Annotated in this window: 33 protein-coding genes; 27 read left to right on the plus strand and 6 right to left on the minus strand. The window is 36.0% G+C overall.

Translation table 11 applies throughout. The features are described from left to right. Positions 1 to 183 precede the first annotated feature (183 nt). Entirely contained in the window at positions 184 to 1635 is a 1452-nt protein-coding gene (locus tag ACF3OC_RS08230; RefSeq protein WP_094258156.1) for a sodium:alanine symporter family protein, read from the minus strand. 224 nt (positions 1636 to 1859) lie between these two features. Here ACF3OC_RS08230 and ACF3OC_RS08235 point away from each other — a divergent pair, with 224 nt between their 5' ends. After that, a complete protein-coding gene (locus ACF3OC_RS08235) occupies positions 1860 to 2813 on the plus strand; it encodes a hypothetical protein (protein ID WP_094281998.1) in 954 nt (317 codons plus the stop codon). Positions 2814 to 2864: 51 nt separating this feature from the next. Here ACF3OC_RS08235 and ACF3OC_RS08240 read toward each other — a convergent pair whose 3' ends face one another. After that, positions 2865 to 3239, minus strand: coding sequence for a PEGA domain-containing protein (locus ACF3OC_RS08240; RefSeq protein WP_392471338.1), 375 nt, complete (start codon positions 3237 to 3239; stop codon positions 2865 to 2867). Between the two features lie 522 nt (positions 3240 to 3761). Between ACF3OC_RS08240 and ACF3OC_RS08245 the strand changes: the two genes are divergently transcribed. Genes ACF3OC_RS08245 through ACF3OC_RS08285 form a run of 9 tightly spaced genes read left to right on the plus strand, consistent with a single transcriptional unit; the run spans position 3762 to position 11902 of the window. Continuing rightward, positions 3762 to 4112: a hypothetical protein gene (locus ACF3OC_RS08245; protein ID WP_392471340.1), complete on the plus strand. Its 351-nt coding sequence runs from the start codon at positions 3762 to 3764 to the stop codon at positions 4110 to 4112. Between the two features lie 10 nt (positions 4113 to 4122). After that, positions 4123 to 4701, plus strand: a complete 579-nt coding sequence (locus tag ACF3OC_RS08250) for a hypothetical protein (protein WP_392471341.1) — start codon at positions 4123 to 4125, stop codon at positions 4699 to 4701. A 3-nt stretch (positions 4702 to 4704) separates the two neighbouring features. Continuing rightward, positions 4705 to 5727, plus strand: coding sequence for a Lin1244/Lin1753 domain-containing protein (locus tag ACF3OC_RS08255; protein WP_392471343.1), 1023 nt, complete (start codon positions 4705 to 4707; stop codon positions 5725 to 5727). After that, positions 5724 to 7202: a replicative DNA helicase gene (gene dnaB / locus ACF3OC_RS08260; RefSeq protein ID WP_392471345.1), complete on the plus strand. Its 1479-nt coding sequence runs from the start codon at positions 5724 to 5726 to the stop codon at positions 7200 to 7202. The genes ACF3OC_RS08255 and dnaB overlap by 4 nt, the downstream gene beginning before the upstream one ends. A gap of 52 nt (positions 7203 to 7254) precedes the next feature. Next, entirely contained in the window at positions 7255 to 7629 is a 375-nt protein-coding gene (locus ACF3OC_RS08265; RefSeq protein ID WP_392471346.1) for a hypothetical protein, read from the plus strand. Next, a complete protein-coding gene (locus ACF3OC_RS08270; protein WP_392471348.1) occupies positions 7626 to 8381 on the plus strand; it encodes a terminase small subunit in 756 nt (251 codons plus the stop codon). The genes ACF3OC_RS08265 and ACF3OC_RS08270 overlap by 4 nt, the downstream gene beginning before the upstream one ends. After that, positions 8378 to 9889, plus strand: a complete 1512-nt coding sequence (locus ACF3OC_RS08275; protein WP_392471350.1) for a terminase large subunit domain-containing protein — start codon at positions 8378 to 8380, stop codon at positions 9887 to 9889. Before ACF3OC_RS08270 ends, ACF3OC_RS08275 begins: the two co-directional genes overlap by 4 nt. A 23-nt stretch (positions 9890 to 9912) precedes the next feature. Next, positions 9913 to 11502 carry a phage portal protein gene (locus ACF3OC_RS08280; protein WP_392471352.1) on the plus strand — a complete coding sequence of 530 codons (1590 nt, stop codon included), beginning with the start codon at positions 9913 to 9915 and terminating at the stop codon, positions 11500 to 11502. Next, complete coding sequence (locus tag ACF3OC_RS08285) at positions 11492 to 11902, plus strand: hypothetical protein (RefSeq protein ID WP_392471354.1); 411 nt, start codon at positions 11492 to 11494, stop codon at positions 11900 to 11902. Before ACF3OC_RS08280 ends, ACF3OC_RS08285 begins: the two co-directional genes overlap by 11 nt. On the opposite strand, the gene ACF3OC_RS08290 is transcribed toward ACF3OC_RS08285, so the two are convergent. Next, the gene (locus tag ACF3OC_RS08290; RefSeq protein ID WP_392471357.1) at positions 11874 to 12674 is read right to left on the minus strand and encodes a hypothetical protein; all 801 of its coding nucleotides are present in this window, start codon (positions 12672 to 12674) and stop codon (positions 11874 to 11876) included. The two genes, ACF3OC_RS08285 and ACF3OC_RS08290, sit on opposite strands and share 29 nt — an antisense overlap. 183 nt (positions 12675 to 12857) lie before the next feature. Here ACF3OC_RS08290 and ACF3OC_RS08295 point away from each other — a divergent pair, with 183 nt between their 5' ends. From ACF3OC_RS08295 to ACF3OC_RS08375, 17 genes are all read left to right on the plus strand, one after another. Next, the gene (locus ACF3OC_RS08295; protein WP_392471359.1) at positions 12858 to 13589 is read left to right on the plus strand and encodes a hypothetical protein; all 732 of its coding nucleotides are present in this window, start codon (positions 12858 to 12860) and stop codon (positions 13587 to 13589) included. Between the two features lie 12 nt (positions 13590 to 13601). Further along, positions 13602 to 13973: a hypothetical protein gene (locus ACF3OC_RS08300; RefSeq protein ID WP_392471360.1), complete on the plus strand. Its 372-nt coding sequence runs from the start codon at positions 13602 to 13604 to the stop codon at positions 13971 to 13973. 36 nt (positions 13974 to 14009) lie between these two features. After that, positions 14010 to 15116, plus strand: a complete 1107-nt coding sequence (locus tag ACF3OC_RS08305) for a major capsid protein (protein WP_392471362.1) — start codon at positions 14010 to 14012, stop codon at positions 15114 to 15116. Next, complete coding sequence (locus tag ACF3OC_RS08310; RefSeq protein ID WP_392471364.1) at positions 15116 to 15514, plus strand: hypothetical protein; 399 nt, start codon at positions 15116 to 15118, stop codon at positions 15512 to 15514. Before ACF3OC_RS08305 ends, ACF3OC_RS08310 begins: the two co-directional genes overlap by 1 nt. A gap of 2 nt (positions 15515 to 15516) precedes the next feature. Continuing rightward, positions 15517 to 15849, plus strand: a complete 333-nt coding sequence (locus ACF3OC_RS08315) for a DUF6706 family protein (protein ID WP_392471366.1) — start codon at positions 15517 to 15519, stop codon at positions 15847 to 15849. Further along, a complete protein-coding gene (locus ACF3OC_RS08320) occupies positions 15843 to 16127 on the plus strand; it encodes a hypothetical protein (RefSeq protein WP_313515156.1) in 285 nt (94 codons plus the stop codon). Before ACF3OC_RS08315 ends, ACF3OC_RS08320 begins: the two co-directional genes overlap by 7 nt. 30 nt (positions 16128 to 16157) lie before the next feature. Next, complete coding sequence (locus ACF3OC_RS08325) at positions 16158 to 16580, plus strand: hypothetical protein (RefSeq protein ID WP_392471368.1); 423 nt, start codon at positions 16158 to 16160, stop codon at positions 16578 to 16580. Beyond that, on the plus strand, positions 16577 to 17020 hold the full coding sequence (locus tag ACF3OC_RS08330; protein ID WP_392471370.1) for a hypothetical protein: 444 nt from the start codon (positions 16577 to 16579) through the stop codon (positions 17018 to 17020). The genes ACF3OC_RS08325 and ACF3OC_RS08330 overlap by 4 nt, the downstream gene beginning before the upstream one ends. A gap of 40 nt (positions 17021 to 17060) precedes the next feature. Continuing rightward, positions 17061 to 17600 (plus strand): hypothetical protein, encoded by a 540-nt coding sequence (locus tag ACF3OC_RS08335; protein ID WP_392471372.1) that lies wholly within the window; start codon positions 17061 to 17063, stop codon positions 17598 to 17600. A 65-nt stretch (positions 17601 to 17665) separates the two neighbouring features. Then, positions 17666 to 18226 carry a hypothetical protein gene (locus ACF3OC_RS08340; RefSeq protein ID WP_392471373.1) on the plus strand — a complete coding sequence of 187 codons (561 nt, stop codon included), beginning with the start codon at positions 17666 to 17668 and terminating at the stop codon, positions 18224 to 18226. A 14-nt stretch (positions 18227 to 18240) separates the two neighbouring features. Further along, the gene (locus ACF3OC_RS08345) at positions 18241 to 18390 is read left to right on the plus strand and encodes a hypothetical protein (RefSeq protein WP_392471376.1); all 150 of its coding nucleotides are present in this window, start codon (positions 18241 to 18243) and stop codon (positions 18388 to 18390) included. 2 nt (positions 18391 to 18392) lie between these two features. Next, entirely contained in the window at positions 18393 to 18896 is a 504-nt protein-coding gene (locus ACF3OC_RS08350; protein ID WP_392471378.1) for a hypothetical protein, read from the plus strand. 102 nt (positions 18897 to 18998) lie between these two features. Next, the gene (locus ACF3OC_RS08355; RefSeq protein WP_392471381.1) at positions 18999 to 19400 is read left to right on the plus strand and encodes a hypothetical protein; all 402 of its coding nucleotides are present in this window, start codon (positions 18999 to 19001) and stop codon (positions 19398 to 19400) included. Positions 19401 to 19557: 157 nt separating this feature from the next. Continuing rightward, the gene (locus ACF3OC_RS08360) at positions 19558 to 19992 is read left to right on the plus strand and encodes a hypothetical protein (protein WP_392471383.1); all 435 of its coding nucleotides are present in this window, start codon (positions 19558 to 19560) and stop codon (positions 19990 to 19992) included. Positions 19993 to 20117: 125 nt separating this feature from the next. Further along, positions 20118 to 20654, plus strand: coding sequence for a hypothetical protein (locus tag ACF3OC_RS08365; RefSeq protein WP_392471385.1), 537 nt, complete (start codon positions 20118 to 20120; stop codon positions 20652 to 20654). 24 nt (positions 20655 to 20678) lie between these two features. Then, positions 20679 to 20897: a hypothetical protein gene (locus ACF3OC_RS08370; protein WP_392471386.1), complete on the plus strand. Its 219-nt coding sequence runs from the start codon at positions 20679 to 20681 to the stop codon at positions 20895 to 20897. Between the two features lie 29 nt (positions 20898 to 20926). Further along, entirely contained in the window at positions 20927 to 21463 is a 537-nt protein-coding gene (locus ACF3OC_RS08375) for a hypothetical protein (protein WP_392471388.1), read from the plus strand. Here the strand turns inward: ACF3OC_RS08375 and ACF3OC_RS08380 are convergent, their stop codons facing one another. Genes ACF3OC_RS08380 through ACF3OC_RS08390 form a run of 3 tightly spaced genes read right to left on the minus strand, consistent with a single transcriptional unit; the run spans position 21464 to position 23316 of the window. Next, on the minus strand, positions 21464 to 21727 hold the full coding sequence (locus ACF3OC_RS08380; RefSeq protein ID WP_392471391.1) for a hypothetical protein: 264 nt from the start codon (positions 21725 to 21727) through the stop codon (positions 21464 to 21466). A 33-nt stretch (positions 21728 to 21760) separates the two neighbouring features. Further along, on the minus strand, positions 21761 to 22432 hold the full coding sequence (locus ACF3OC_RS08385) for a hypothetical protein (RefSeq protein WP_392471393.1): 672 nt from the start codon (positions 22430 to 22432) through the stop codon (positions 21761 to 21763). After that, positions 22429 to 23316 carry a DNA-processing protein DprA gene (locus ACF3OC_RS08390; RefSeq protein WP_392471396.1) on the minus strand — a complete coding sequence of 296 codons (888 nt, stop codon included), beginning with the start codon at positions 23314 to 23316 and terminating at the stop codon, positions 22429 to 22431. Before ACF3OC_RS08390 ends, ACF3OC_RS08385 begins: the two co-directional genes overlap by 4 nt. Positions 23317 to 23563 lie beyond the last annotated feature (247 nt).

Below are 23563 nucleotides of genomic sequence, written 5' to 3' on the forward strand. Positions count from 1 at the left end.
TTAGTTACAATCACCAAAATAAACGTAAAACAATTGAAATGAAAAGAACCCCATTGACAACTTTAATTCTGTTGTTATTAGTGGCATTTGTTTTAGTTTTTGCTACTACCTGCTTCGGGATTCATTAAAAAAAGCGAGACTTGATAATTTATCAAGTCTCGCTTTTTTTAATGTGGGTTCATCTTAATCTTTGTTGTTTTCCCAGAAATCAGCGTTTTTGATACCGAGTTCCTTAGGGTCAAAGCTAGGATCTTCTATGCCTTGTTTTCTTTTTGTTTTATAATCCTTCCAAACTTTCATGGCTATTTTGCTTAATAAAAGAATGGCAATAATATTCGTCCATGCCATTAATCCAACACCAATATCTCCAATGGCCCAGGCTGTATCTGCTGTTCTAATCGTTCCAAAATATACAGTGAATAAGAATACGATTTTGAAAATCCATCCAATTACTTTTCTGGTTTTTTCATTTTTCACCAAATAAGCAATGTTGGTGTCGGCATAATAGAAGTACGCCATGATGGTGGTGAATGCAAAAAAGAAAAGGGCAATTGCGACAAATCCATTTCCAAAACCCGGGAAATGATGGGATACCGCTGCTTGGGTAAAGCCATTGTAATCAACATTGGATAGATTTTCGACGATCAGCGTTGTGGGTTGACCAGCGGCATCTACCTCTGTTACATTATACATACCTGTGAAAAGAATCATCAATGCTGTTGCGGTACAAACAAATAGGGTATCTACATATACAGAAAAAGCTTGTACGAGACCTTGTTGGGCAGGGTGTGATACTTCTGCTGCAGCTGCAGCATGTGGAGCAGTACCCTGACCCGCTTCGTTAGAGTAAATACCACGTTTTACACCCCATGCGATCGCCATTCCGATAATACCTCCAAAAGTAGCATCTAAACTAAAAGCACTTTTGAAAATCAATGCAAAGACTTCCGGAATTTGATGATAATTTAAGGCAATAATAATCAAGGTCATCAAAATATAACCTCCCGCCATAAATGGTACAACAAACTCAGCAACTGTACCTAATCTTTTCACACCGCCGAAGATGATCAAAACCAATAGGGCAACTACGGCCATTCCGGTATAGGAGGTTGGGATTTGATAAGCGTTAAATGCCGAAGAAGCAATAGCATTACTTTGTACTCCAGGCAAAAGTAATCCGGCACTGATAATGGTTAGAATTGCGAATATTGCTGCATACCATTTCACGCCTAAACCTTTTTCAATATAGAAAGCAGGACCTCCGCGGAACTCATTTCCTTCTTTTTGTTTGTATAACTGTCCTAAAGTTGCTTCCACGAATGCGGATGCAGATCCTAAAAATGCGATTACCCACATCCAGAAAATTGCACCTGGGCCGCCATAAAAGATAGCAGTAGCTACCCCAATGATATTTCCAGTGCCCACACGACCAGAAATAGCCAGAGCAAAGGCCTGAAAGGAAGATATTCCCTCATCAGATTTTTTCTTAGCGAAAAGTAATCTGAGCATATCTTTTAAGTAAGTAACTTGGAGAAATCCGGTTCGGATTGAGAAGTAAAGACCTGTGCATAGGCACAAATAAATTAGGACATCGCTCCACACCAAGTTGGAGACCGAGGAGATAATATTATCCATTAATTTGGTTTAAATAGTTATTAGCCATTAATTATTTGTGTAAAGTAAAGGTTTTTTTTAGAAAAAAACGCAAATAAATTATCGGACAAAATGTAATGATATTGCGATGAAAGCTATAATTAAGGAATTGTCAATCATCGAAAAAAAGTAATTTAATTTTGGAAAATTCAATTGCAAGCGGGAATATTGTCTTATTATTTATTTCTTTATTCGCAAGTTAGCCTATGAATAAGTCCATCCTAATCTTTGCTTTTATATTTATTGGTCTTCTGATCAGTTCTTGCCGCTCTGTTAAGAATCTGGAGATAAGGGACCTCTTGCATCATAGCAATTGTAATCAGCAGAATGTTTATGAGTATACGGAAGACAGTTTGCCAATCCCATTGCATGAACAGCAGATATCACCATTGTTAGATAAGAAGCTTTCTTTTAACAGTTTGAATATGGCTAATGCTATCGGGATTTTAGAGTTGGTAAGTAAATATGTAGAATTGAAACAGAATCCCAAGGGCGAGGATTTGAATTATCGACTGACTTTATTGGAATTAAAGCAAGCAATAGATCAAAAAATCAATACATCATCCTTAGAGATTTCGGCTATTTCATCGGAGATGGATTGTGAAGAGGAGCGGACGAGCCAGGTTGCCAATTACCTGAAAGGGAAGATTCAGGACAAGGAATCGAAGCTTACGGTTGCGGCAATTGTCGTGGGTGCCTTGGGAGCTATTCTTACTGAGGGAGTGATAAAAGAAGAGACGGCCAGTCATGTGGTTGGTATTTCGACGGGTGTTGCAGAGGCCACATTTGGGGTTATGATGTTATTGAATGATGAGAAGACCGATTTCTTCCATAAGCGAAATGCATTAAAGGATGTTTGGTTTGGAGCATCGACTTCAAAGAACTTTCCGGCTGCGGTTTGGTATTATTTGAATTATTCAAGTCCTGAGAATGGAATCAAGACATCACTACGGGAGCAGATTATTCAGAAATGGAGTAGTTTCGGGCAGATAACAAAGGGGTCTGAGGAGGAGATGTTGGAGCTTTATTTTGGAGAAGGAGGTGAGTATACAAGTGAGGAGTTAGAAAACCGTGCCGACATGTACGATCAACTGGAGTCTAATATCAATTTGATGAAGCAGGACTTAAAAGCATTGGCTTCAGAATTGGAAAGATTATAAAAAAAATGCCATGCTTATTAAAACATGGCATTTTTCCGATAAATCAAAAAATTATTGATTTGCTGGTTTCAATTCTAGTTCATAGAATTTAGGGTCATATTTCATCATTGCCCCAGTTGCAGCATCGATGGCCCAACCTACCATGCCCAGTAGGTTCAAAATGGAAACTGTATTAAAAGTAGTTTCAGGATTGAACTGGTACTTATCATAACCGTCCTTGGTTAACGTAATGACTGGACCATTAAATCCTTTCTTCAAGGACACAGTGGCAGGAGTGACACCTCGATCTATCCCATCCACCTGGATTTTTGCACCACTTGGAAACGATTTGATCATTACATCTTGTTTGGTTCCCGTAAAAATCGTTCCGCATGAGCTTGTGAATAAAACAATAAATGCTAGGGCAATTAAAAATACTGCTTTCATGTTAAAATAATTAATAATTGTTAAAGTATATCCTATTGACTGCGCAATTTATGAAAGGTTTAAGAGTATTTTTTAAAAAATTTCAATAAAATTAATCTACTGTTTCAGAATGTTCACGAAACAAAATGAAGCTGAGTTAGTTGCGTAAAAATTCGTCAAGAACAAGCGATAAAAAGGCCTGATTACTACCTTCCCAAACTCAATAAATAACTGTATCTTTGCGACATGATTAACGTTTCGAATTTATCTTTTTCAATATGTAATCAATTAACAATCAATTTTATAATGATTGTAAAATTCTTTTAAAAAAATTTATTGTAAATTTTTCGATTGATACTCAATTAGTTGAGGTTATGTTAAGTTATCCATTTGGATAATTAATTTTTTATTGTCTAATTTTGAGGCGTTAATTGTTGCGACGTCTCACATTTTCGCAATGGAAAAAATTTAGACCCTTGTTAGGGATGAACCGGGAGTGAGACACTGGGGAATCCCGACAAGGGTTTTTTTAATCCCAAAAGTATGATCGTAGAACTTAAGCAGGTGAAGATCACCAGGTCTATCTTTAACCAATTGCTTTACCCTTTCTTTCCAGATTTATTGAAAGATCAAAATTTTAAGGTATTAGGATGGGTATTTAATAAAAGCAGATATATCCTTCTTTATTATCCTGAATCAAATTCACTCAAAAAAGTTCCCATTATTTCTGATCTAAAGATTGATGAAACAAATCCAACCAGGGTTTATTTCAGGATCCTTGGCCAATTGAAATCCGTTGAAATGGGTGGATACTCTGAAGCTATTAATTGGATAACTAAAATAAACACAATAGACCTAGAGGCTAAAGCTGCAGGGCAATTATTTATTAAATAACCTAATAATTATGCAAAAGAAAAAAGTAACCCGAAAAGACTTGCCCATTCAAAAAGGCAAAATCGAAATAGAATTTATAGAAGTTGATGGAAAGAAAATCAACCTTACAATAGTTCCTCACCAAAGCATTGAACAATATATCACTCATGATGATTGTATGGACTGCGGAATCGAATTCAAAAAGCATTTTACCTATGCTAAGCGATGCGAATCATGTGCTTGGAAAGAAAAGTGTAAAAAGTATCAAGCATTGGAATTAGTTGAGTGGGATTTTGAAGCTCCACTTTGCATTTTTGATGATGACACTTATTTCTTCGATGCAGACGATATTTTAATTTACTGTGATGATCACGACATAAAACCATCAGAACTAATGCTAGTGGTTTGTGGTACATCTAATTTCAGCACAATTGATTATGATCATTGGTGTGATGAGGTCCATGAAGATTGGGAACCTAGTACAGCATTTGAAAAAAAGCTAAAAGAGTTTAACGAATTCCTTGAAAAGGAACCTACTAATACTTATTGGCCAACGAACAAACGTGTAGATGTTTCTGAATTGGGGTTGGATGAAATGATGGAGGAATAAAATATGGCTAGACCAGTAAAATATAATGTAGACTATTTCCCACACTATATTAGTTCAGGAAAGAAGATGTCCGTATTGCAGTCGCGATATGGAAATGATGGGTACGCAGTTTGGTTTAAGATTCTTGAACAGCTTGGGGATACGGATTTCCATTATCTAGACCTTAACAACAAATTGGATTTCCATTATCTAGCTAATAATGTTTGTTTGGTAAGCGAGGAAACCTTAGTTAAGATACTAAATGATCTTGCGGAATTTGGAGAAATCAATGCCGAACTTTGGAAGATCAAAGTAGTGTGGAGTGAAAAATTTATGAGCTCTATCGCTGATGCCTATAAAAGGAGAGAGTGTAGAACGAAAGATTTAGCGGGGTTATTGCGTCATATTAAAGACAATAACTCCAAATTAGCGGGGTTATTGCATACATTAAGTACACTAAATGAACATTTATCGGGATTAATGCATGCAGAAACTGAGTTAATGCACGCAAAAAGTACGGAAAGAGAAAGAGAAAGAGAAAGAGAAATTAAAGGGATAGAAGAAAAAGAAACAAAAACTACGGAAATCCCCGAAATCGATCCTAATAAAAAAATTGAAGGTGAGGAAATACCAAGACCTAATCCTTGGGGGGTATATTCATCAATGGACGATCTCAAAACAGTTTTGCTTTCTCATAAATCTTGGCAATCAGATTTTGGCATTTCACTCGGGATCCAAAACCCTGAAGATGTCCCCAAATGGATAGAAAAGTTTTTTATTTTCTGCAAGGGTACTGGAAAAAATCATGAAAAGGAATCTGATGCAAAATCTCATTTTTACTCATGGACCAGAAGGCAGATGGAACTCGGAAAAACCGTAAATGATGAATCAGTTTCAAAACCAAATATCGGTGATGATGCAAATCCTCCGGATAACCCAGGGACGAAAAACGAAGAAAGAATTGGTAAATGGATGTGGTTAAACAATGGTTGGAGGGATACAACAACATTTGCTGAACATCGAAAACAACATTACGGCATAAAATGATGAATGAAAATTTAAAAGGTAAACTACCGCCTCAAGCTATTGATCTAGAAGAAGCTGTACTTGGTTCAATAATTTCTGAGAGTACCGCGATGATGTTTGTCGCTGATATCTTGAATCCTGAGATGTTTTATCGCGAACCCAACAAATTGATTTATCAAGCTTGTCAGGATATTTCAATTTCTGGTGATCCGTTGGATCTCATGACATTGGTTAATCAGTTGAGGAAAAGCGGAAATCTTGAAAAGATCGGGGGAGCTTATTACTTAACACAGCTTACTGATCGGGTGGTGAACTCCGTCAATATCGAATATCATGCTAGGATAATTTCACAAAAGTTCATGCAACGTGAGTTGATCAAATTGTCTAATGTTACTATTCAGGATTGCTATAATGAGACCAAGGATATATTCGAGATTTTGGATACTTATGAAACTCAGCGGGATAATATCGTCAATCATGTTTCTTCGAAAAAAGAGGTAAGCCAGAATTTTGCTGTTTCTGAGTTAATCAAGGATATTACGAAAAAATCAGAAATGGGGGTTATGGATGTCACTGGAGTCGATACTGGAAATAAGGGATTGAATAGTTTCACAGGAGGTTGGCAAAACTCTAATCTGATTATCGTAGCTGCTCGTCCTGCTATGGGAAAGACCGCATTCATGCTAAGCAAAGTGATTAACGCCGCCAAAACTGGAAAACCAGTCGGAGTTTTTTCACTTGAGATGGCCAGATCAGAATTGCTGAGCCGCGTCTTATCCTCCGAGACTGAAATTTTTCTGGAGAAAATAAAAAATTGTACCCTTCAGGATTATGATTGGCAAAGAATACATTCGAAAATGAATGATATTGAAAACCTTCCGATTTTTTGGGATGACTCAGCCAATCTCTCGATGGTTGAACTTAGTGCAAAAGCCAAACGGATGAAAAGACTATACGGAATTGAAATGATTGTCATTGATTATCTTCAGCTATTGACAACAAAGGCAAAGGACAGGTACAACGCAGTGAGCGATATTTCCCGTGGTCTCAAAGTATTGGCGAAGGAGCTTGAAATTCCGGTTATTGCACTTTCACAATTGAGTCGGTCCGTTGAATCAAGGCCAGGAAACAATAAGCGCCCAATGCTTCAGGATCTCCGAGAATCAGGATCCATTGAACAGGATGCAGATATGGTAATTTTCCTGTATAGGCCCGAATATTACGGTTTATTGGAAGATGAGGAAGGCAGACCAACAGCTGGTATGGCAGAGGCTATTATCGCTAAAAACCGTTCGGGAAAGACAGGGACTGTACCTTTCCGTTTTAGGGGAGAAATTATGAAATTCAGTGAATGGTCAGAAGAATCCTTTGATGATAATGGAATTATCACAGATTTTTCTTTCGTTGAAAAGCAAAATCAGTTGCAGGTTAATAACCTAAACAATCATGCAAATTGGAACTTTCCTAGCCAACAATCGGATGATTCTCCATTTTAAATTTAAACTTATCCATTTGGATAACAAAAAATAAGTTTATAGCTTTGCTTTCATGGATAAGATGGTTTTGAAACTTGTTGAGAAAAATAATCCTCAGATTGATATCGATGGATACAGACAGGCTCTATTGCCATTGCCATTGGATGAATCGCTGATCGATTCTATCTATTCAGAAATTTTGCCTTCATCCAAAAAGCACAATTCGGAGATACTTTTTACCGCGGTGATCCTATTGCTTTTTTCACCAAAAGCCATTCTTCTTTCAGAAAAATCACAGTATGGAATTGCGAATATTATTTTGAAAAAGTTAAGTCTTAAGCATCATCAGCAATCATCTTATCGGATAAAAGTAGCTCGTGAGGTGTATGAAGTTGATAAGGTTTTCAGGCAACAGGTTGACAGTATTGTTGAAAGGAGAAGAGTATGATTGATTCAGGTAAAATTAAATTAACCGCTAAACAGCAGTTATTTATAGATAATTATCTTATTCATTTCAATGCAACCAAAGCTGCTATACAAGCAGGATATAGTGAAAAGACCGCTTACTCGATAGGAAGCGAACTATTGAAAAAACCTGAGCTTTCAGCACTTATTGAGTCACGTCTGAAGGAATCTCGAATGAATTCAGATCAGGTTATGAAGCTCATGTCTGACATTGCCCAATCATCCATGAACGATTATTTCCGAATTGTGGAAAGGGATAGGATGAAACGAGTTACCAAGCCTTTGGGCATACTAATCGAAAGGAAAAAATTAGAGATCAAACGTGCCTACATGTACATTGAGAGGAAGGGGTACACAGATGAGGAATACGATAATTATGTCGAGAAAAACATCCTTCCTCTTGAAGATGATATCTTGAGGGCTGAGATCGATTTGGAACTAGATCCGTTAGCTACTTTTGATGACAGTGAAGTGGAAACTTATGAAACAGTTGAGCTGGACCTTGTGAAGCTTGCTAAGGACAAGGAAGGAGGAAAGATCAAATCATTTGAGTGGAAAGAATTTGGTCCTAAGGTTGAAATGTATGCCGTTGATGGAATGCTTGATAAGCTTGCTCGGGTCAATGGCATGTATACCGATACTCTTGTTGTCGATGATAAGAATAAGATTGATCCTAATTCGCTTTCAGATGAAACCATCCGAGAATTATTGAAATCTACCAAAAAGACTGAATGAACAAGGTAGACAACATATTATCAAATCTTGATGTGAGACAGCTTCAAGGAATATCCTTCAAACGAGGGATATTTGATTTTATAGTTGAAACCCCCAAGGGAAGACACGAAAAGCAGGAAGAAGCATTAAGGATCCTTACGGATAATGAAACTGAAGAATTTCTTTATGGGGGTGCTGCAGGTGGTGCAAAGTCATGGACCGGTTGCTGTTGGCTACTGTTCCAATGTTGGAATTACCCAGGAACCAGATGGTTTATAGGTCGCGAGGAGCTAAAGAGAATAACAGAATCGACCTTGATCACATTCTTTAAAGTTGCAAACGAATATGGCATCAGGAATGGAATCGATTTTAAGTACAATGGACAGAAAAACTTTATCCAGTTTAAAAACGGTAGTCGTATCGATTTATTGGAGCTAAAGTTCCTGCCACGCGACCCAGTATATGAGAGATTTGGATCAACTGAATATACAGGTGGATGGATTGAGGAAGGTGGGGAGATCGATTTTGGAGCATATGATGTCCTAAAGACCCGTATAGGTCGCCAGTACAATGAGAAGTTTAATCTAATTGGGAAGCTTTTTATCACATGTAATCCTAAAAAGAATTGGATGTACACTACATTCTATCTTCCAAATAAAAAGGGTACACTTCCTAAGATCATGAAGTACTTGGCTGCATTTGTCCAAGATAATCCACATATCGACAAAGGGTATCTTGAAAGGTTACAGAGAACAAAGGATAAAGCCAAAAAGGAACGCTTACTGCATGGAAATTGGGAATACGATGATGATCCGAACGCAATGTGCAAATATGATGACATCATGGCCATGTTCACCAATACCCATATCTGGACTAGGTACAATAGCATGGATGAAAAACCATCTTGGTATATAACAGCTGATATCGCACGATTTGGTTCTGACAAAGCTAGAATTGGCGTCTGGTGGGGATGGATCCTTATGGAATGCCATTCGTTTGATAAGTCTTCAACTCTGGATATCCAGGCATGTATAAATGCGATGCGTGCAAAATGGAGTATTCCTGCCCATCATTGCATCGCTGATGATGATGGAGTAGGAGGAGGAACAGTAGATGTATGTGGAATTTTAGGTTTTGTTAACAATGCCGCTCCGATCATAACCGATGAAGCCAGGGAAAACGAAAACAGGTTCTACGGCGATAGCAGGGATGATCTTCCACAAAAAGAGAATTACCAGAATCTACAGACCCAATGTGCATATCTCTTGGCTGATGATATTGCTGGGCACAATATTCTATTGAAATGTATAGAGTCAGAATCGGAGCAACAAGAAATCCAGGAAGAGTTCTCATGGCTGAAAACATATAAATCCGATGATGAAAATAAGCTGAGGATTTTACCTAAGAAAGAAATCAAGAAAGAAATAGGTAGGTCCCCAGATTGGCGCGACCTTATATTGATGCGTAAATATTTTGACCTGATCGCAGAGCCGGAAGAAGTCGATGAGACAGTATTTGATATTTTCTAATCCTAACCACTAACAACAAAATAATGGCAAAGAAAAAAGAAAGCAAAGAAGTAATTAAAGAGTTGGTACCGCGTGAGGTCCTTCCTGTTGTAGTGGAAACATTAGGTGCTTTGGCAGAGCCAGCATATAGCAACGCTCAGCAAGAATATGATGTTACACAGCATGATGTCTTCAATGAGTCAGATAATAAAAGGCCCCGAAGAAAAAGACGTGTTGCAGTAAAAGATTCAAATGGAGTCCAGTTAACAAAAGAAGATCCCAAAACAAAAAATATTGTGCCGGTCACTAAGCTTGAAAGGATCCAAGTGAATAGGATCGGTGTACCGCTTCAAAAGCTTATCGTAAAGCGCCGGGTTGCATTTATGAATGTTGGCAAGATCCAATTGGAAGCGAACGTTACCACTCCAGATGAACAGCGACTTTATGATATGGTCAAGAAGATCCGAGAAGACAACAAAATTGAATTCATTGAAAAGGAAGTGGCCAGAAGATTGCTCTCTGAGCTTCAGGTTGCAAAACTTTGGTACTCTGAACCTGTAAATAAGAATGAATATTGGGGTAGTTTGGTCAAGATCGGGGGAAACTTTAGGTTAAGGTGCAAGATCCTTTCTCCGGAACTTGGTGATAAACTACTTCCTGTATTCGATGATTTTGGGAATCTGCTTTATTTCGGACGGCAGTATAAATCGAAAAGATCATTTTCTGATATCATTGGAAATCCTCAGGAATTATTAAATGGATTTTCATTGAATGAAGATGAGAGATTTGATGTATATTCTTCTACGCATATCTATAAGTTCCGTAAGGCCCGAGAAGGTGAAGATATTCTATCCACTCCAAATAACAACGGTTGGATCATTGAATCAGTAAAGACACATTCTTATGGAAAGCTCCCGATCATATATTATTCAAAACCAGCACCTCCATGGGCGGACCTTCAGTCAGCCATAAATAGGATAGAAACTTTGCTGTCAGATGTAGGTGAAACAAATATCTATCATGCATCACCTGTATTTGCGATGTTTGGTGATGCTGGGGCCAAGATGTTGGAAAGGGGTGATCAAGGTAAGGCGATACAGATCAAAGGTAAAGATGGAGATGCCAGGTACATTACTTGGGATCAGGCCACTGATGCAATTAAACTTGAATTTGATTCTTTGATGAAGGTCATATTCGATTGTTCTCAAACGCCACAGATGTCTATGGAAGATTTGAAGGGTTTGGGCGCATTATCTGGAGTTGCATGGGATCGTGTATTCATGGATGCGCATCTTGCTGCACGTGATGAAATAGATGGTGAATATGGAATTGGAACAAAGAGAGATATCAATTTCATTAAAACAGCTTGTGGAGTAATTGATGTTTCCTTATCTACAGTTTCCAAGTCTTTTAGTATAGGTTTTGATATTCCAATTTATAGGATCAATGATGATGGTGAAACATTAGATGTTTTGGTAAAAGCAAAGAACAATGATCTGTTAAGCCAGAAAACAGCTGTTGAGTATTCTCCATTGACCAAGAATTCTGATGATGAAATCTCTCAGATTAATAAGGAAAAGGCTGAGAAATTAGCCTTAGAAGCTTCTAAGAAAGAAAGTTCTGATGAAGTATGAATTTGAAATAGTCAATTATGGTCGACCTTATTTCCATGAGTCTACTTTATCAACACTAACAGGATTGGAATTTGATGATGTCCATTCATTTGTAAAATCAATAGGAAAGAAAAAGTGGGGAGGCCAATTATATATCAATGCTCTTCAAAACCTCGGGTTCAATACTAATCCGAGGTTTGTCAAGTTCAATCCAGATACTAATCATCCTTGCATTTTAAGGTGCCGAAACCATGAAAAGGGAATTTGGTATCTTTTCTATTATTGCAATGGAATCGTCTATGACGTTTGGGATAATTCGTTTGAATTAACTGATTTCACCAACGTTGCTTATATTAAAGGATCATATTTTCTAAAAAACTACCAAATGAAAGTTACTTCGATGTTGGAGGTTTGGGTGTAGATGTTGACTTGTCATTTATATCAACATCATAAGAAGTCTCTGGCTTGTTTTCAGAAATATTTATTGTGTCAAGTATTCTTTGAGTAAGATTTTTTATATCTATATGGCAATCTTCGGACATAACTCTACTAAGTATTTTTATTACCTCAATATTAATAGGTTTCATTCTATCTATATTCAGATTTTCGCCAATAGCTACAGCCAGTAAATCTTGCAAAGAGTTAATTATCTTAGGTTCAATTTCTTTTTCATCGTAATCATCTATATCAAAATGATGATTTATAACCTTTAAACGGTAAAGGAAGTATAATCGCCAATTCCTGTTTATAGAGTGTACTTCGGTTACCGATTGTAGTGTCAAAAGTGTCGTTTCATTTACTTTACTGTTTATATCGAATAATTCGTTTTCTAATTTTATAGATTTTTCATCTATATTATTTTTAATACTAGTTTCCAAAGTAGGCAATTCTGTTTCTCGAATGGTTTTTAGAGTATTGGAATAGGTCCCAATTTTTTTTTCTAGTGGTGCTATTAGTGACTTCCATGAAACCAGTCCAATTAAGCCTAATAAAATTGAAAACCAAAATAATTGAAAATTGAGCTGATCTGTATAAAATTCCGTTTTTATACCAGCTTTTTGTATCGAATTGTTTAATACAGTTATCGAGTCCTGTAGAATTATTTGTTTCCTTTGCAGAGCTATTATTGATTCATTTAATTGGCTCATTTTATAGTTGATAGAATCAATACTAGATGGTGATATCAGTTTCATTATAGTATAATCGTTTGGCTTAACTCCAAAATTACCCCTTTGTTGAATATTATGCAAATATGTGTTTTGCCTAATTCTTAAACCTATCCAATCGGATGTGTTGTTATATTTTTGTGTTTAAAGTAAATAACTGAGGATGGCACGGATTAGCTCTCCGGATTAGACTCTAAAAAACACAAAAACATGTCACTAAAATCAAAAATCATTTCCAAACTAAAAGAAAAGGCTAAATCACTAAAGATTAACCTTTCTAATGTCAGAATCAACGGAATAGCGGACAAGTTGGACTCAATAGTGGACAACGAAGACGATATCGACGGTGAAATAGACAAACTCGATTCAATCCTATCATTTAAAGAATTGGCGACTTTGGACGATGCCAAAAGGAATGCGGACAGACTTGCTGCAGAGCAAGAAGATGAAAATGAGGACCAAGAAGATGATGAGCCTGAAACGCAACCTAATGAGCAAACGGACAAAAAGAAGACTAAAAGCGAAGAAACCAACAAGGATGAGATGCCACCTTGGTTCAAAGCTCATGTCGAAAACCAAAACAAAATTATTGAAGGGTTGACAACTCAGTTAACAAATTTCCAAAAACAGGATACTGCTAAATCTCGCAGAGAATTGCTTGAGGGTAAGATCAAGGATGCTCCTGAAAAATTCAAATTACGTACGCTTAGGGATTTTGATCGGCTTAAAATTGAAAGCGATGAAGAATTCAATGAATACCTAGCGGACATTGAACAGGATGTTGCTGATGAAATCCAGTTTGCAGCTGATTCAGGTCTTGGAATTGATTCTCCCACTGGAGGTATTGGTGGCCAAAAATTGAAGGATGATGAGGTGTCTCCTGCAATGAAACAATTAGTTGAACAGCGTAAAGCCGAAGCAGCTGCTAAGGCTAATGCATAATAAATTTTTTAAATGGGATTACAAGGAGTAAAAAGAACAGGTACACAGGGTTTTCAAAAGGTAGTATTTGAAAACGTTGTAGATACCCTTCCTGGAGGTTTGATCCTAGATGTTGATAAAACAGATTATCCTGATGGATACGTTCCAGAAGCGTCTCTTGTTGGCAGAAATGCAACAACAGGAGTTGGAGAAGTTTTATCAGCAACTGATGGAGCAATAAAACCAATTGGATTAACTCACCGAGCATCTGAGGTGTCTGATGGTAACACATATGCCAATGGTGTGGTTATTAGTGGTACGGTTAGGATTAAGGCACTACCAACAGCTTTACAAGCTATTGTAGAGGACTTAAAGACAGCATTACCGAGAATCACTTTTGTTTAATTAACAGATTTTAAAAAGATCATATTCATATAAGAAATGATAAATATTCAAGAATTAGTACCTGAGTTTCGTAGAGCTGATGCACAGGCCTATGTTGAGACGTATCCTTTCGATGCGTTGCAATATCAGTCAGTGTTCCCATTGCTTTATCAACCTACATTGAGTTGGAAAGCTATTGAAGCTCAATTTGGCGCTAAGGTTATGGCAGCTGTTACCGATTTCAACAGCCGTGCACCACGCTTTGGAAGAAATCTTCCAACCAAGATCGAGGGTGATATTCCAAAATTGGAAATTGCGAGAGATAAGGTCGAAACTGATTTCAATACTTTAAGAGAATTGGAAGATGCAGTACGACGTTTACCCGCTGGCCAAACACGTAGAGAAGCCGCGCAGCGAGTAATTGATTGGCATTATGAAGATCAGGTTTTTGTACGTAATGGTATTGAGGCCCGAAATGAATGGTTGGCAAAAAGGATTGCTTCAACTGGGAAGTATAAACTTACTCAGGTAAATAATGAGCAAGGTATTCAAACAGTAAATGATGTTGATTTTGCTATTCCAGCAGGAAACTTTGTAAATGCTCCAAAGAACTGGATCGATCCAACCGCGGACATTATCAAGGATATCAAGGATATGAAAGCACGATTTAAAGCTGCTAAACTTCCTTATCCAAAATTTATGTGGTGTGAAGAGGATACCATTTCTTTGGTAGCTATGAATGCCAGCGTTCAAAAGTTCACTGCAACCTATGTTCAGAACGCATTGAATCTTCAACAGGAGCCTAGTTTGGATGAAATCAACCGAGCTCTAAAATCAAAAGGTTTGCCAATCTTCAAGGTTTGGGAATCTGCTATGGTCCAGGAGTCGAAAGATGGTACTCAAACTGTGGTTAGTGGTTGGGAGCTAGGGAATGTTACCTTCTCAGTAACGGAGCAATTGGGAAATACCCAATATACTCTTTCTGCTGATGAGTATGTAAAAGCTGGAGTAGCTCAAAAAACGAAGTCGGGAATTGTATTGATCAAAACTTGGGGAATCGAAGATCCTATCACCGTAGTGACAAAGGGAACTTCATATGATACCCCGGTGTTGAACAATGCGAAATCAACTTTTATTCTAAAAACTATTTTACCAGGCGGATAATGGGAACAGAAAATAAAATCGAGAAAGCGGGAGATACAACTCCAGCAACTTCTTCTAAAGTAGAAGGAGATCAAGTCTCAAAGGTTCAAGAGTCTAAAATGGATGATGTTATCAATGCAGAGATCGAGTCTTTGAAGTCTAAGGTTTCAGAACATGAGGCCACAATTGCTTCCAAAGATGCAGAGATCGAGTCTTTGAAGGAATCTATCAAGAAACTTGAGACGAAATCAAATAGAGCGAAAAACAAAAAGGAAACACGTTTCATTGTGGTGAACTCATTTCGCAGCAACGTAAAGGCTGAAAAGGAAAAGATTTACAATATCGATGAAGATGTCAGCGACCTTGATGCTGACCGTTTGGAAAACCTTGTTGAACGCGGATTAGTTAAGAAAATCTAGACATGATTATAAGAGAAGCCCTGAAGGCAAAGGTATCAATCCCTGCAAAACAGAATACCATTGATCTAATACTGACCGAAAACGGTTTGGTTCCGGAAAATGAGTATAATCCAGCTGATGAAACAGCCCGCAGGAATATGGACCTTTCGCAAGCAGGGCTTATTCTTTGGATCTGTACCAACCCAAAATCTGTTAAGGAACTTGATTATCAAATCACCCAACAGGATATCACTGATCTACTTAATTTAAGAGCAGGGATCCTTAGGAGGTGGGGAGTGAATGATGAATTTGCAGATGAAGGTCCAACGATTGAAATTATCTCAGAATTATGGTAGGGGAACAATATCCAGATAAGTTTAAATTTCAGGATACCCAAGGTGTCGAAAGATCATTTGAGTGTAGGTTCCGACCTGTAAAAGGAACGGTGTTCTTAAAAAAACAAGATGGGACTGAAATCCAATGTTCATTTGATATTGCTTTTCCAGTCGATACCCCTTCGATTCCTTTGGGCATTCTCTTCAATGGTGAAAATGAAAGAGGGGAGACGTTTGTAAATGACCAGGAATTATTGGCATTTCATGTAGGAGCTTATAACTGTCAAGGGAGGTGTTAGATGAAAATTGGGTTTGAAATTACCACTGATATGAAAGCGCTTTCAGTCCAAATTGAAAAAGAGATTGAAAACCAGACAATCCAGCACCTTTCTAAGATTCTCCACAGAGCAATTGAATTGGTTAGGACTAAAATGCTGAATACAGCTTACCAAGATCATACCGGTAATCTTAATAGTTCAACTGGATTCATAATCTATAAGGACGGTAAGGTTGTACATAAAGATTTTAGGGAAAGTGCAATTGGGACCGATAAGGTAACGGGATTGAAGGAAGGTCTTAACCTAGCATTGAGCGAATTGAGACAATCTAAAGGTTGGGGAGTTGTTTTTGTTTCGGGAATGGAATATGCCAGTTGGGTGGAGAGTCGTGGTTTTGAGGTGTTGAAGGGAACTCAGGGAAATATAGATGTATACCTAAAAGAAGCTTTCGAAGAATTTGAAACGATTGAATGATGGATCTTATATTAAAAACAGCAGGTCAATCTATAGATGATGTGATAAACGTTCTTGAATTGGCTGATGTAGAGACAATTGTTTCTTTAACTGGATCTATTCGAAAATATGTTCGTGTATTAAATTCTAAAAAGGAAGATATAGTTTTAAATTGTTCAGCTTCTTCTGCTGAACAGATTACAAAAAATTATATCAATGTGAACATTCATGTTCCAAATCTTGTGAACCAACCTGGGGGTACTCCAAATTCAATTGACAATACACAGCCAAATTCAGTTAGGATGAATGAAATCGTCGACTATGTTTGTGAAGTTTTAGATGGATATCGTGGCTATGATTTTTTTCTGAATTTAGAAACTGCAGGCGATCTTATTCCAGATGGTGGGAATTGGTATATGAACATAGGGATATGGTATAACTATTTACGTAAGGAAAAATAAACAGAATATTTACGGCGAAATCGCCAAAAATTAAAATAAAATGGCAGCAGTAACAGGTGTAAAAAGTATTGAGTTTGCATTGATGGCCGCTAATGGTGCAATGCCGACTACTGGTTGGTTAAAGGTTGATGACCTGGAAATGGGAAGTGTCAACATCAATATTCCACCATTAGAAAAGGTAAGAATCAGAGTTGAAGATAAATCAGGTGTCCGTTGGGTATTACCTGGAGAAACTGATCCGGCTAGTTTGGTGGGAAATTCTTTGAACTTAAAAATTGATAATGCTAATTTATTGTTCAAAGGAGAAATCACTACAGGAGCTACTGAATTTAAAGCTCCAGTTCAAGACGAAATCTATTATTTAGCAGTTAGATTGACTTCGAACCCTTTTGAAGGAAAGCAAATGGTTTGGGAGGCTCCAGCTTTAGCTATGTCGGCTGGTTTTACAAATCCATTTACTAAAAATGGTTTTGTAGCCATAAATTTTGCTGGAGAAGCGACTACTCCAGTTGACGCAGATGGAGATGCTGTATCACCTTGGGGATACAAGTTTGTTGATGTAACATTACCAGAAGGATAGTTCGTTATCATATAGCCCGAAAGCCGAAGGTTAGGCGGCAAGTAGGGCTTTTATTCCTAACCGAAATGAATAAAGAAAATATTAAGAAAGAATTGGTTGCATCCCTTGCAGACCAAAAAGAACTGGTTAAGGTAATTAAGGTACCGCAGCTTTATTATAATTGGTTTACTAGATTTTTATCTTCCATCAGGATATTGCCAAAATTCAAATCAAAAAAAATTTATCTCTCAGATCCGAAACCAGCCACAATTGTTAGGCTTTTAGGGGAGCTTATTGATTTGAAGATTAGTAAAACAATGAATGACCTGGAAGTTTATGAAATGATCAGGATAAACATCCCCATATTCATTAATTTCCTAGCTATTGCTTTCTATAACAGAAAGGGAACGCCTCCCGGATGGTTGATAGATGGAATTAGCTATCAATTTGATAAATCAGAAATCCAGAAATATTCCTTAGAGGTCTACCGGAGGTTGGACCTTCAGACTTTTTTCGGTATTACGGGATCGATGGTAAATCTAAATCAGATGGTAGGAAGTATCCTGGAAGGGGAAGCGCATTCGACATCATCGGAAACAGCTGTAAGTACTACGGATGGACCGAAGAGTATGTCAAGTGGAAAATAAGCTGGAGAAACCTGATGATGTACAATTCGATGATACCGGATTTCGATGATCAAAATGGAAGTGGTGCCTCAGATAATTCCATTGTCAACAAGACACTTGGTACTAATCAAGAGATATCATTGTTCGAAATAGGCAGAAGACTTGATCAAGGATTAGGAGTTTAATTATGGGCAAATGGGGGAGACCTGGTCAAGGAAAATCTATTATTAGTGAACTTATAAAGAAAAACTATGTTTTGGTTGATAATGTTTATTATCCTCCAAGTACTCCAAAGGTTATTTATTCGGTTTCACCAAAAAGTAATAGATCCAAAGTCGTTAAAACTGGTTGGATTGATGACTCCAGGAATATCAAGAACAAAGAAAAGCACAAAGATGCTTTCATAAGGTTTATAGAAATGGAACTTGGCCTAGAAGTATGGCCGGAGTTCCATTTTTCTATTGAGCGAAATTATCGTCTGGACTATGCCATTCCGAAATATAAAATTGGAATCGAAGTTAATGGAGGTGTTTGGGCAAAAGGCAATAGCGGACACAGTTCAGGTAAAGGCATATTAAGAGATTATGAAAAATCAAATCTTGCCCAGTCATTAGATTGGAAAATTATCACTGTCACACCACTTGAAATAGAGAATTTTAAGGTTTTATCGATCATTCAAACTTTTATTTAGCAAATTGGATCCTTTGGCAAAATTAGGTATTTAAAATTCTTTACGGTTAACTGTAAAAATCTAATTTATTTTTGGATAGCTTTATCTAAAATAAATCTTCTTATGAAAATTAATGATTCCCAGCCTTTAATTAAACCCAAGACTTGGTCTATTATTAAGTTTTTAGCAATCATTGGGGTTATACTATTCTTGATGGACCAATGTTTTAAAGTTAATAAGGATCAAAGTGATTATGAAGCAAATGATCCCCAAGGAAGAATAGAAAGGCATTTTTCAAATTTCGATGGTTCATATACAAAATTTAGAAATTATATTAAAGACAATTTGAACAATCCGTCTAGCTTTGAACATGTGGAAACTAGGTATACCGATAATAATGATGGAACTGTAAAGGTAATTATGAAATACAGGGGTGAAAATGCTTTTGGAGCCATCCTTACAAAGTATGCCAAATGTACATTAAACATCTCGACTGGTGATTTTTCTGATGTAGTGGTCGAATAGATTTTAATTCATAGAATATCAAGCATCGTGCAGGTTATGTACCATGGTCTCCGATTAATAAATTATTGTTTAGAAAATCTGAGGAATACAAATTTGGTTAATCATTAATCTGAATGACGTTAATATGAATATATTCTGCTTTTAGTTGTCTTCAAATATGAAAAATCTATTTTTAACCATATTGCCAATTATCTTCCTTCTTTTCAGTTGCGGAGAAATCCAAAAAACAAGTGATGAAGATGTTTTCTATCATAAACTGGATTCATTAAAAACCCTTTACATTGGGAAGGAGATAACCATAACTAAAAGAAAGTTTAATGAAGTTTCTGATCCTATTGGTTCACTCTATTTAAGCACTAATGCTGATAGAGATAATATCGGGGATAAAGTATTTTTCGCTCCTGAGTATAAATACAAACTTGGGTATGGCCAGATCCAATCACATGAATATCAAAACAACTCCCTGGATAAGAATTTAATGATTCTTGTTGAATTGGATAAAGAAGGAATGACCAACCAACAGGGATGGATAAGTTTGGAGAATATTAAGGAGTTTCAAGCGATTGAACCTTATTTGAAATCAATTAAATAAATTTTATAAACCAATTAAATCAATATTTATGGAAATATTTGGTCATACAAAATTTGAACTAATCAGCTCGGATGCATCGGATTACTGCCTATAAAAACTATTATTAAACCAAAATTTATTACGATATGTCACCTCAAGAATTTATTATAAAATATTGGTCTCAAATTTCGGTGATGATGACGATATTTTTTGGAGGGATCTGGAATGTATCAAAATTGTTTTTAGATTGGAAAATCAATCAAGAAGAGATTAAGTATTCAACCATATTTACCAAAAGAACAGTTTCTTTGGAAGATTATATTTTTAATACCATGCAATTTGATAGGTTTTTTAAAAACTTACCATATAATGAAATTGGATCCCAAAAAATTAGTCCTAAAGAGGTGGATGAATTGGTAGAAAAATACCAAGTTCCATTTTTACGTTCAAGCAGCAGCTTTAAAATATTTGCAAAAAAGTCCGATAGGTCTATAATTAATAGATTAGATGAGGTTTTTTTAGACAATAAAAAGCATTTAAGTAAATTATTGTTTTCAAATTTATCTCAAAACGAAGGATATCGTCCAGATGATTATTATAGTACTATAATAGAAAACGGAAAGGAAATAAATAATTTATTGGAAAGATTAATTCTATCTGCAGAACTTAATAAAAATCAATAATTAAGAATTTATTAAACCACAACAATGAAACATACCATAACCGAACGCATTACCCTTCCATGTGAGCTTTTCTTTGATATAGATGGAACTTCTCATCTACAGGAAAGGATAAACATTAAGATAAAGGAGCTTAGGGAGGAGTACAGCAGGGTAGAGTATCTGGACCACAAGCTAGAGGAAGGCTACCTGGATACCAGTGTGGATGGGGAGTTTGTTTTTTCGGTAGTTTTTGAGGTGGGGTGATTTACATGGAATAATTTAATTATTAAACAATGGTAAATGAAATTATAGATAATTTAGATGATTTAGATCTTAAGTTCGAAACCTACTTAAGTTCGCTTGAATTTATAGAAGCTGGTCATTTTAATATGTCGAATTATGAAGTAAATATAGATTGGAGTAAAATTAAGTGCCCAGGGATTTATATGATTTCCATTCATACTGATAATAGTGATGTTCAAGTATGGATTAAGAATTTTAAGCTATTGTGGGAAATTGAAGAATATAAATGGAAATTTGTTCCAAACACGAAGAAAAAAAGAATTAATATGCATCTCGGCACAATGGACTATTTACAACTTTATCTGGGAAAGTCACAGTCTATATTTCATCGCGTAAGGCAGCACATTGAAGCCGCAATTGATAAGAATACCTTTGCTTTAAAATTGAAAATGCGGGAAAATATTCAACATGTCGAATATAAATTACAATATATACCACTTCCTCCATCAAAGCATTATGAATACATATGTTCTAGAGCTGAATTTTATTTAAGAAATAAATTTAATCCAATAATTGGTAAACAATGATTATTTTTTAGCATTTCTTAACTTCTCTTTTGCAATCTTAAGGTTTTCTTTAGCCTTTTGAAGTGCAACCTTATATTCCTCAACTTTCTTTTTAGAATCTGAAATGCCGTTTGATCCTTTTGGTTGCTGTTGTTGTCTTGACTTCAGAACTGACTTTGCCCAATCAAGCATATTTTGTCGGTTTTCAACTTCCTTTTGTCTTGATTCAACATTTTTCTTAAGGTCTTCTATAGAAGTAGTAAATATATTTTTTAAAAATCCCATAATAATATAAGTTTGGTGATTGAATATTAAGATTTAAAAAGGCAGTTCATCATCGTCGTTATAAAAATCAAGCGAAGGGTCAGGAAGAAGTCTTCTTGCTATAAAATAACCAATTATATCAGAATCTGGAGAATATTCCAACAGAAGCTCCTTACAAGCTTTAAAATGAGCACCAGATGTTAATACGTCATCAAATAATATAATATCTTTTCTACAGCCTTGAATTAGACCTTCATCAATCATGTAATTACTTTTCAGTTTATTTATTGATGGTCTGATAGAAGACTCATGAGAAGGGGTCATATCACTCTTAGCTACAATTAATTCCCTAACGTCAGCATTATTAAAAGTGGTTGTTAATCCACTAAGAATATCCATCAATCTAGGGTCATAATTTGGATTGTTTTTTGTCTTTGAAGGTGGAACTGGAACAATAGTATATTCTCCTATATCACCATATTTATTAAATATATCTACTAACGCCTTTGAACATCTTTGTATATCGCGGATTTTGTATTTGTAATAAGGTTGGTTTTTCTGAGAAACAGGTTTTTTTATATTGTTAATTAAGGAGTAGACTGGATTATTGTAATTATCTTCCTTTTTTCCTGTCGGATATTCGGCAAAATAAAAACAATCATCATTTTCATCAAGAAAAGAATGATCTGGTCTAGTGAGTTCATCAATGTACCTAAAAATCATCATGATTTTAGGGCATTAGTAATATCAGAAAAGTCTTTGACCCTTATGGCTCCTCTTTTTTCGTAGTAAGAAGGCCATGTTATATCCTTATTTTGAAAACAGCTTTCAAGAATAAATAATAATCTGCCTTGTTGTAATGCTGCTCTTGCCTGTATCAGAGTCCCTGAAGTGTCGCTGGCTTCCACGATAATTGTCGCTTCAGTAATAGCAGACATGGTCTTATTCCGTTCAGGAAAAAATAATCGATTAGACCTATAATCTTGATTTTCATATTTAATAAATGGGACTTGACTTATCAACAGATGTTTATGAGCAATGTAATTTTGCAGTTTTAAATTCTCTTTTGGGTAAACCGAATTTAAAGGGGTACCTATAACAGCAATTGTTTTACCTCCATTTAAAATAGCGGATTTATGAGCTTCAGTATCTATTCCAGCTGCAAGTCCAGAAACAATTGTAAATCCAGATTCTACTAAAAGTTTTGATAATTTTCTAGCTCTTTTTTTTCCATCTTCAGAAGGTTTTCTTGCTCCAACAATAGCCACAGATCGACTATAAATTAAATCAAGATTACCTGTATAGTAGAAAAGTTCAATAGGTTCTTTTGCTGATCTAAGCTTCTCAGGATAATTTACAACGCCATTAATCAACATATTAGGGCGATAATTATTTTCCGATCTTAATTCATTAAAAATCTTAACTAGCTTATCGAGGTTTTTTTCATACTGATGTCTTTTTACTAAATCAGTAGGTTTTATTCCAGGGGATTTTTGAAAGATCTCAGCAATTGATTTAAAAGTGGCCTTACTATTTTCCCATAACGTTTCATAAGCCGCGATTTCTTCAATCGGCTTAATAATTGATATGTTAGTTTCGTTTACCATCATTATATATTTTCTTTTCAAATTTAATATTTGAATTATTTACAAGGTACTAATTAATGTTAAAATTATGCAACCTAGCTGAAAATGAATTTATTTATTTATCACGCACCTTCTCCATCTCAACTCTATCATAATTATCCTGATTTTTTTTAAAAGGTTGTGGATCGTCTTTCTCGCATCCTTGAAGGAGTGAGGAAATAAGTATTAATGTTATTAATGTTCTCATTTTCCGATTTGTTTAATTAAAACT

It is taken from the genome of Sphingobacterium cellulitidis (assembly GCF_043187465.1).
Taxonomy (GTDB): domain Bacteria; phylum Bacteroidota; class Bacteroidia; order Sphingobacteriales; family Sphingobacteriaceae; genus Sphingobacterium; species Sphingobacterium cellulitidis.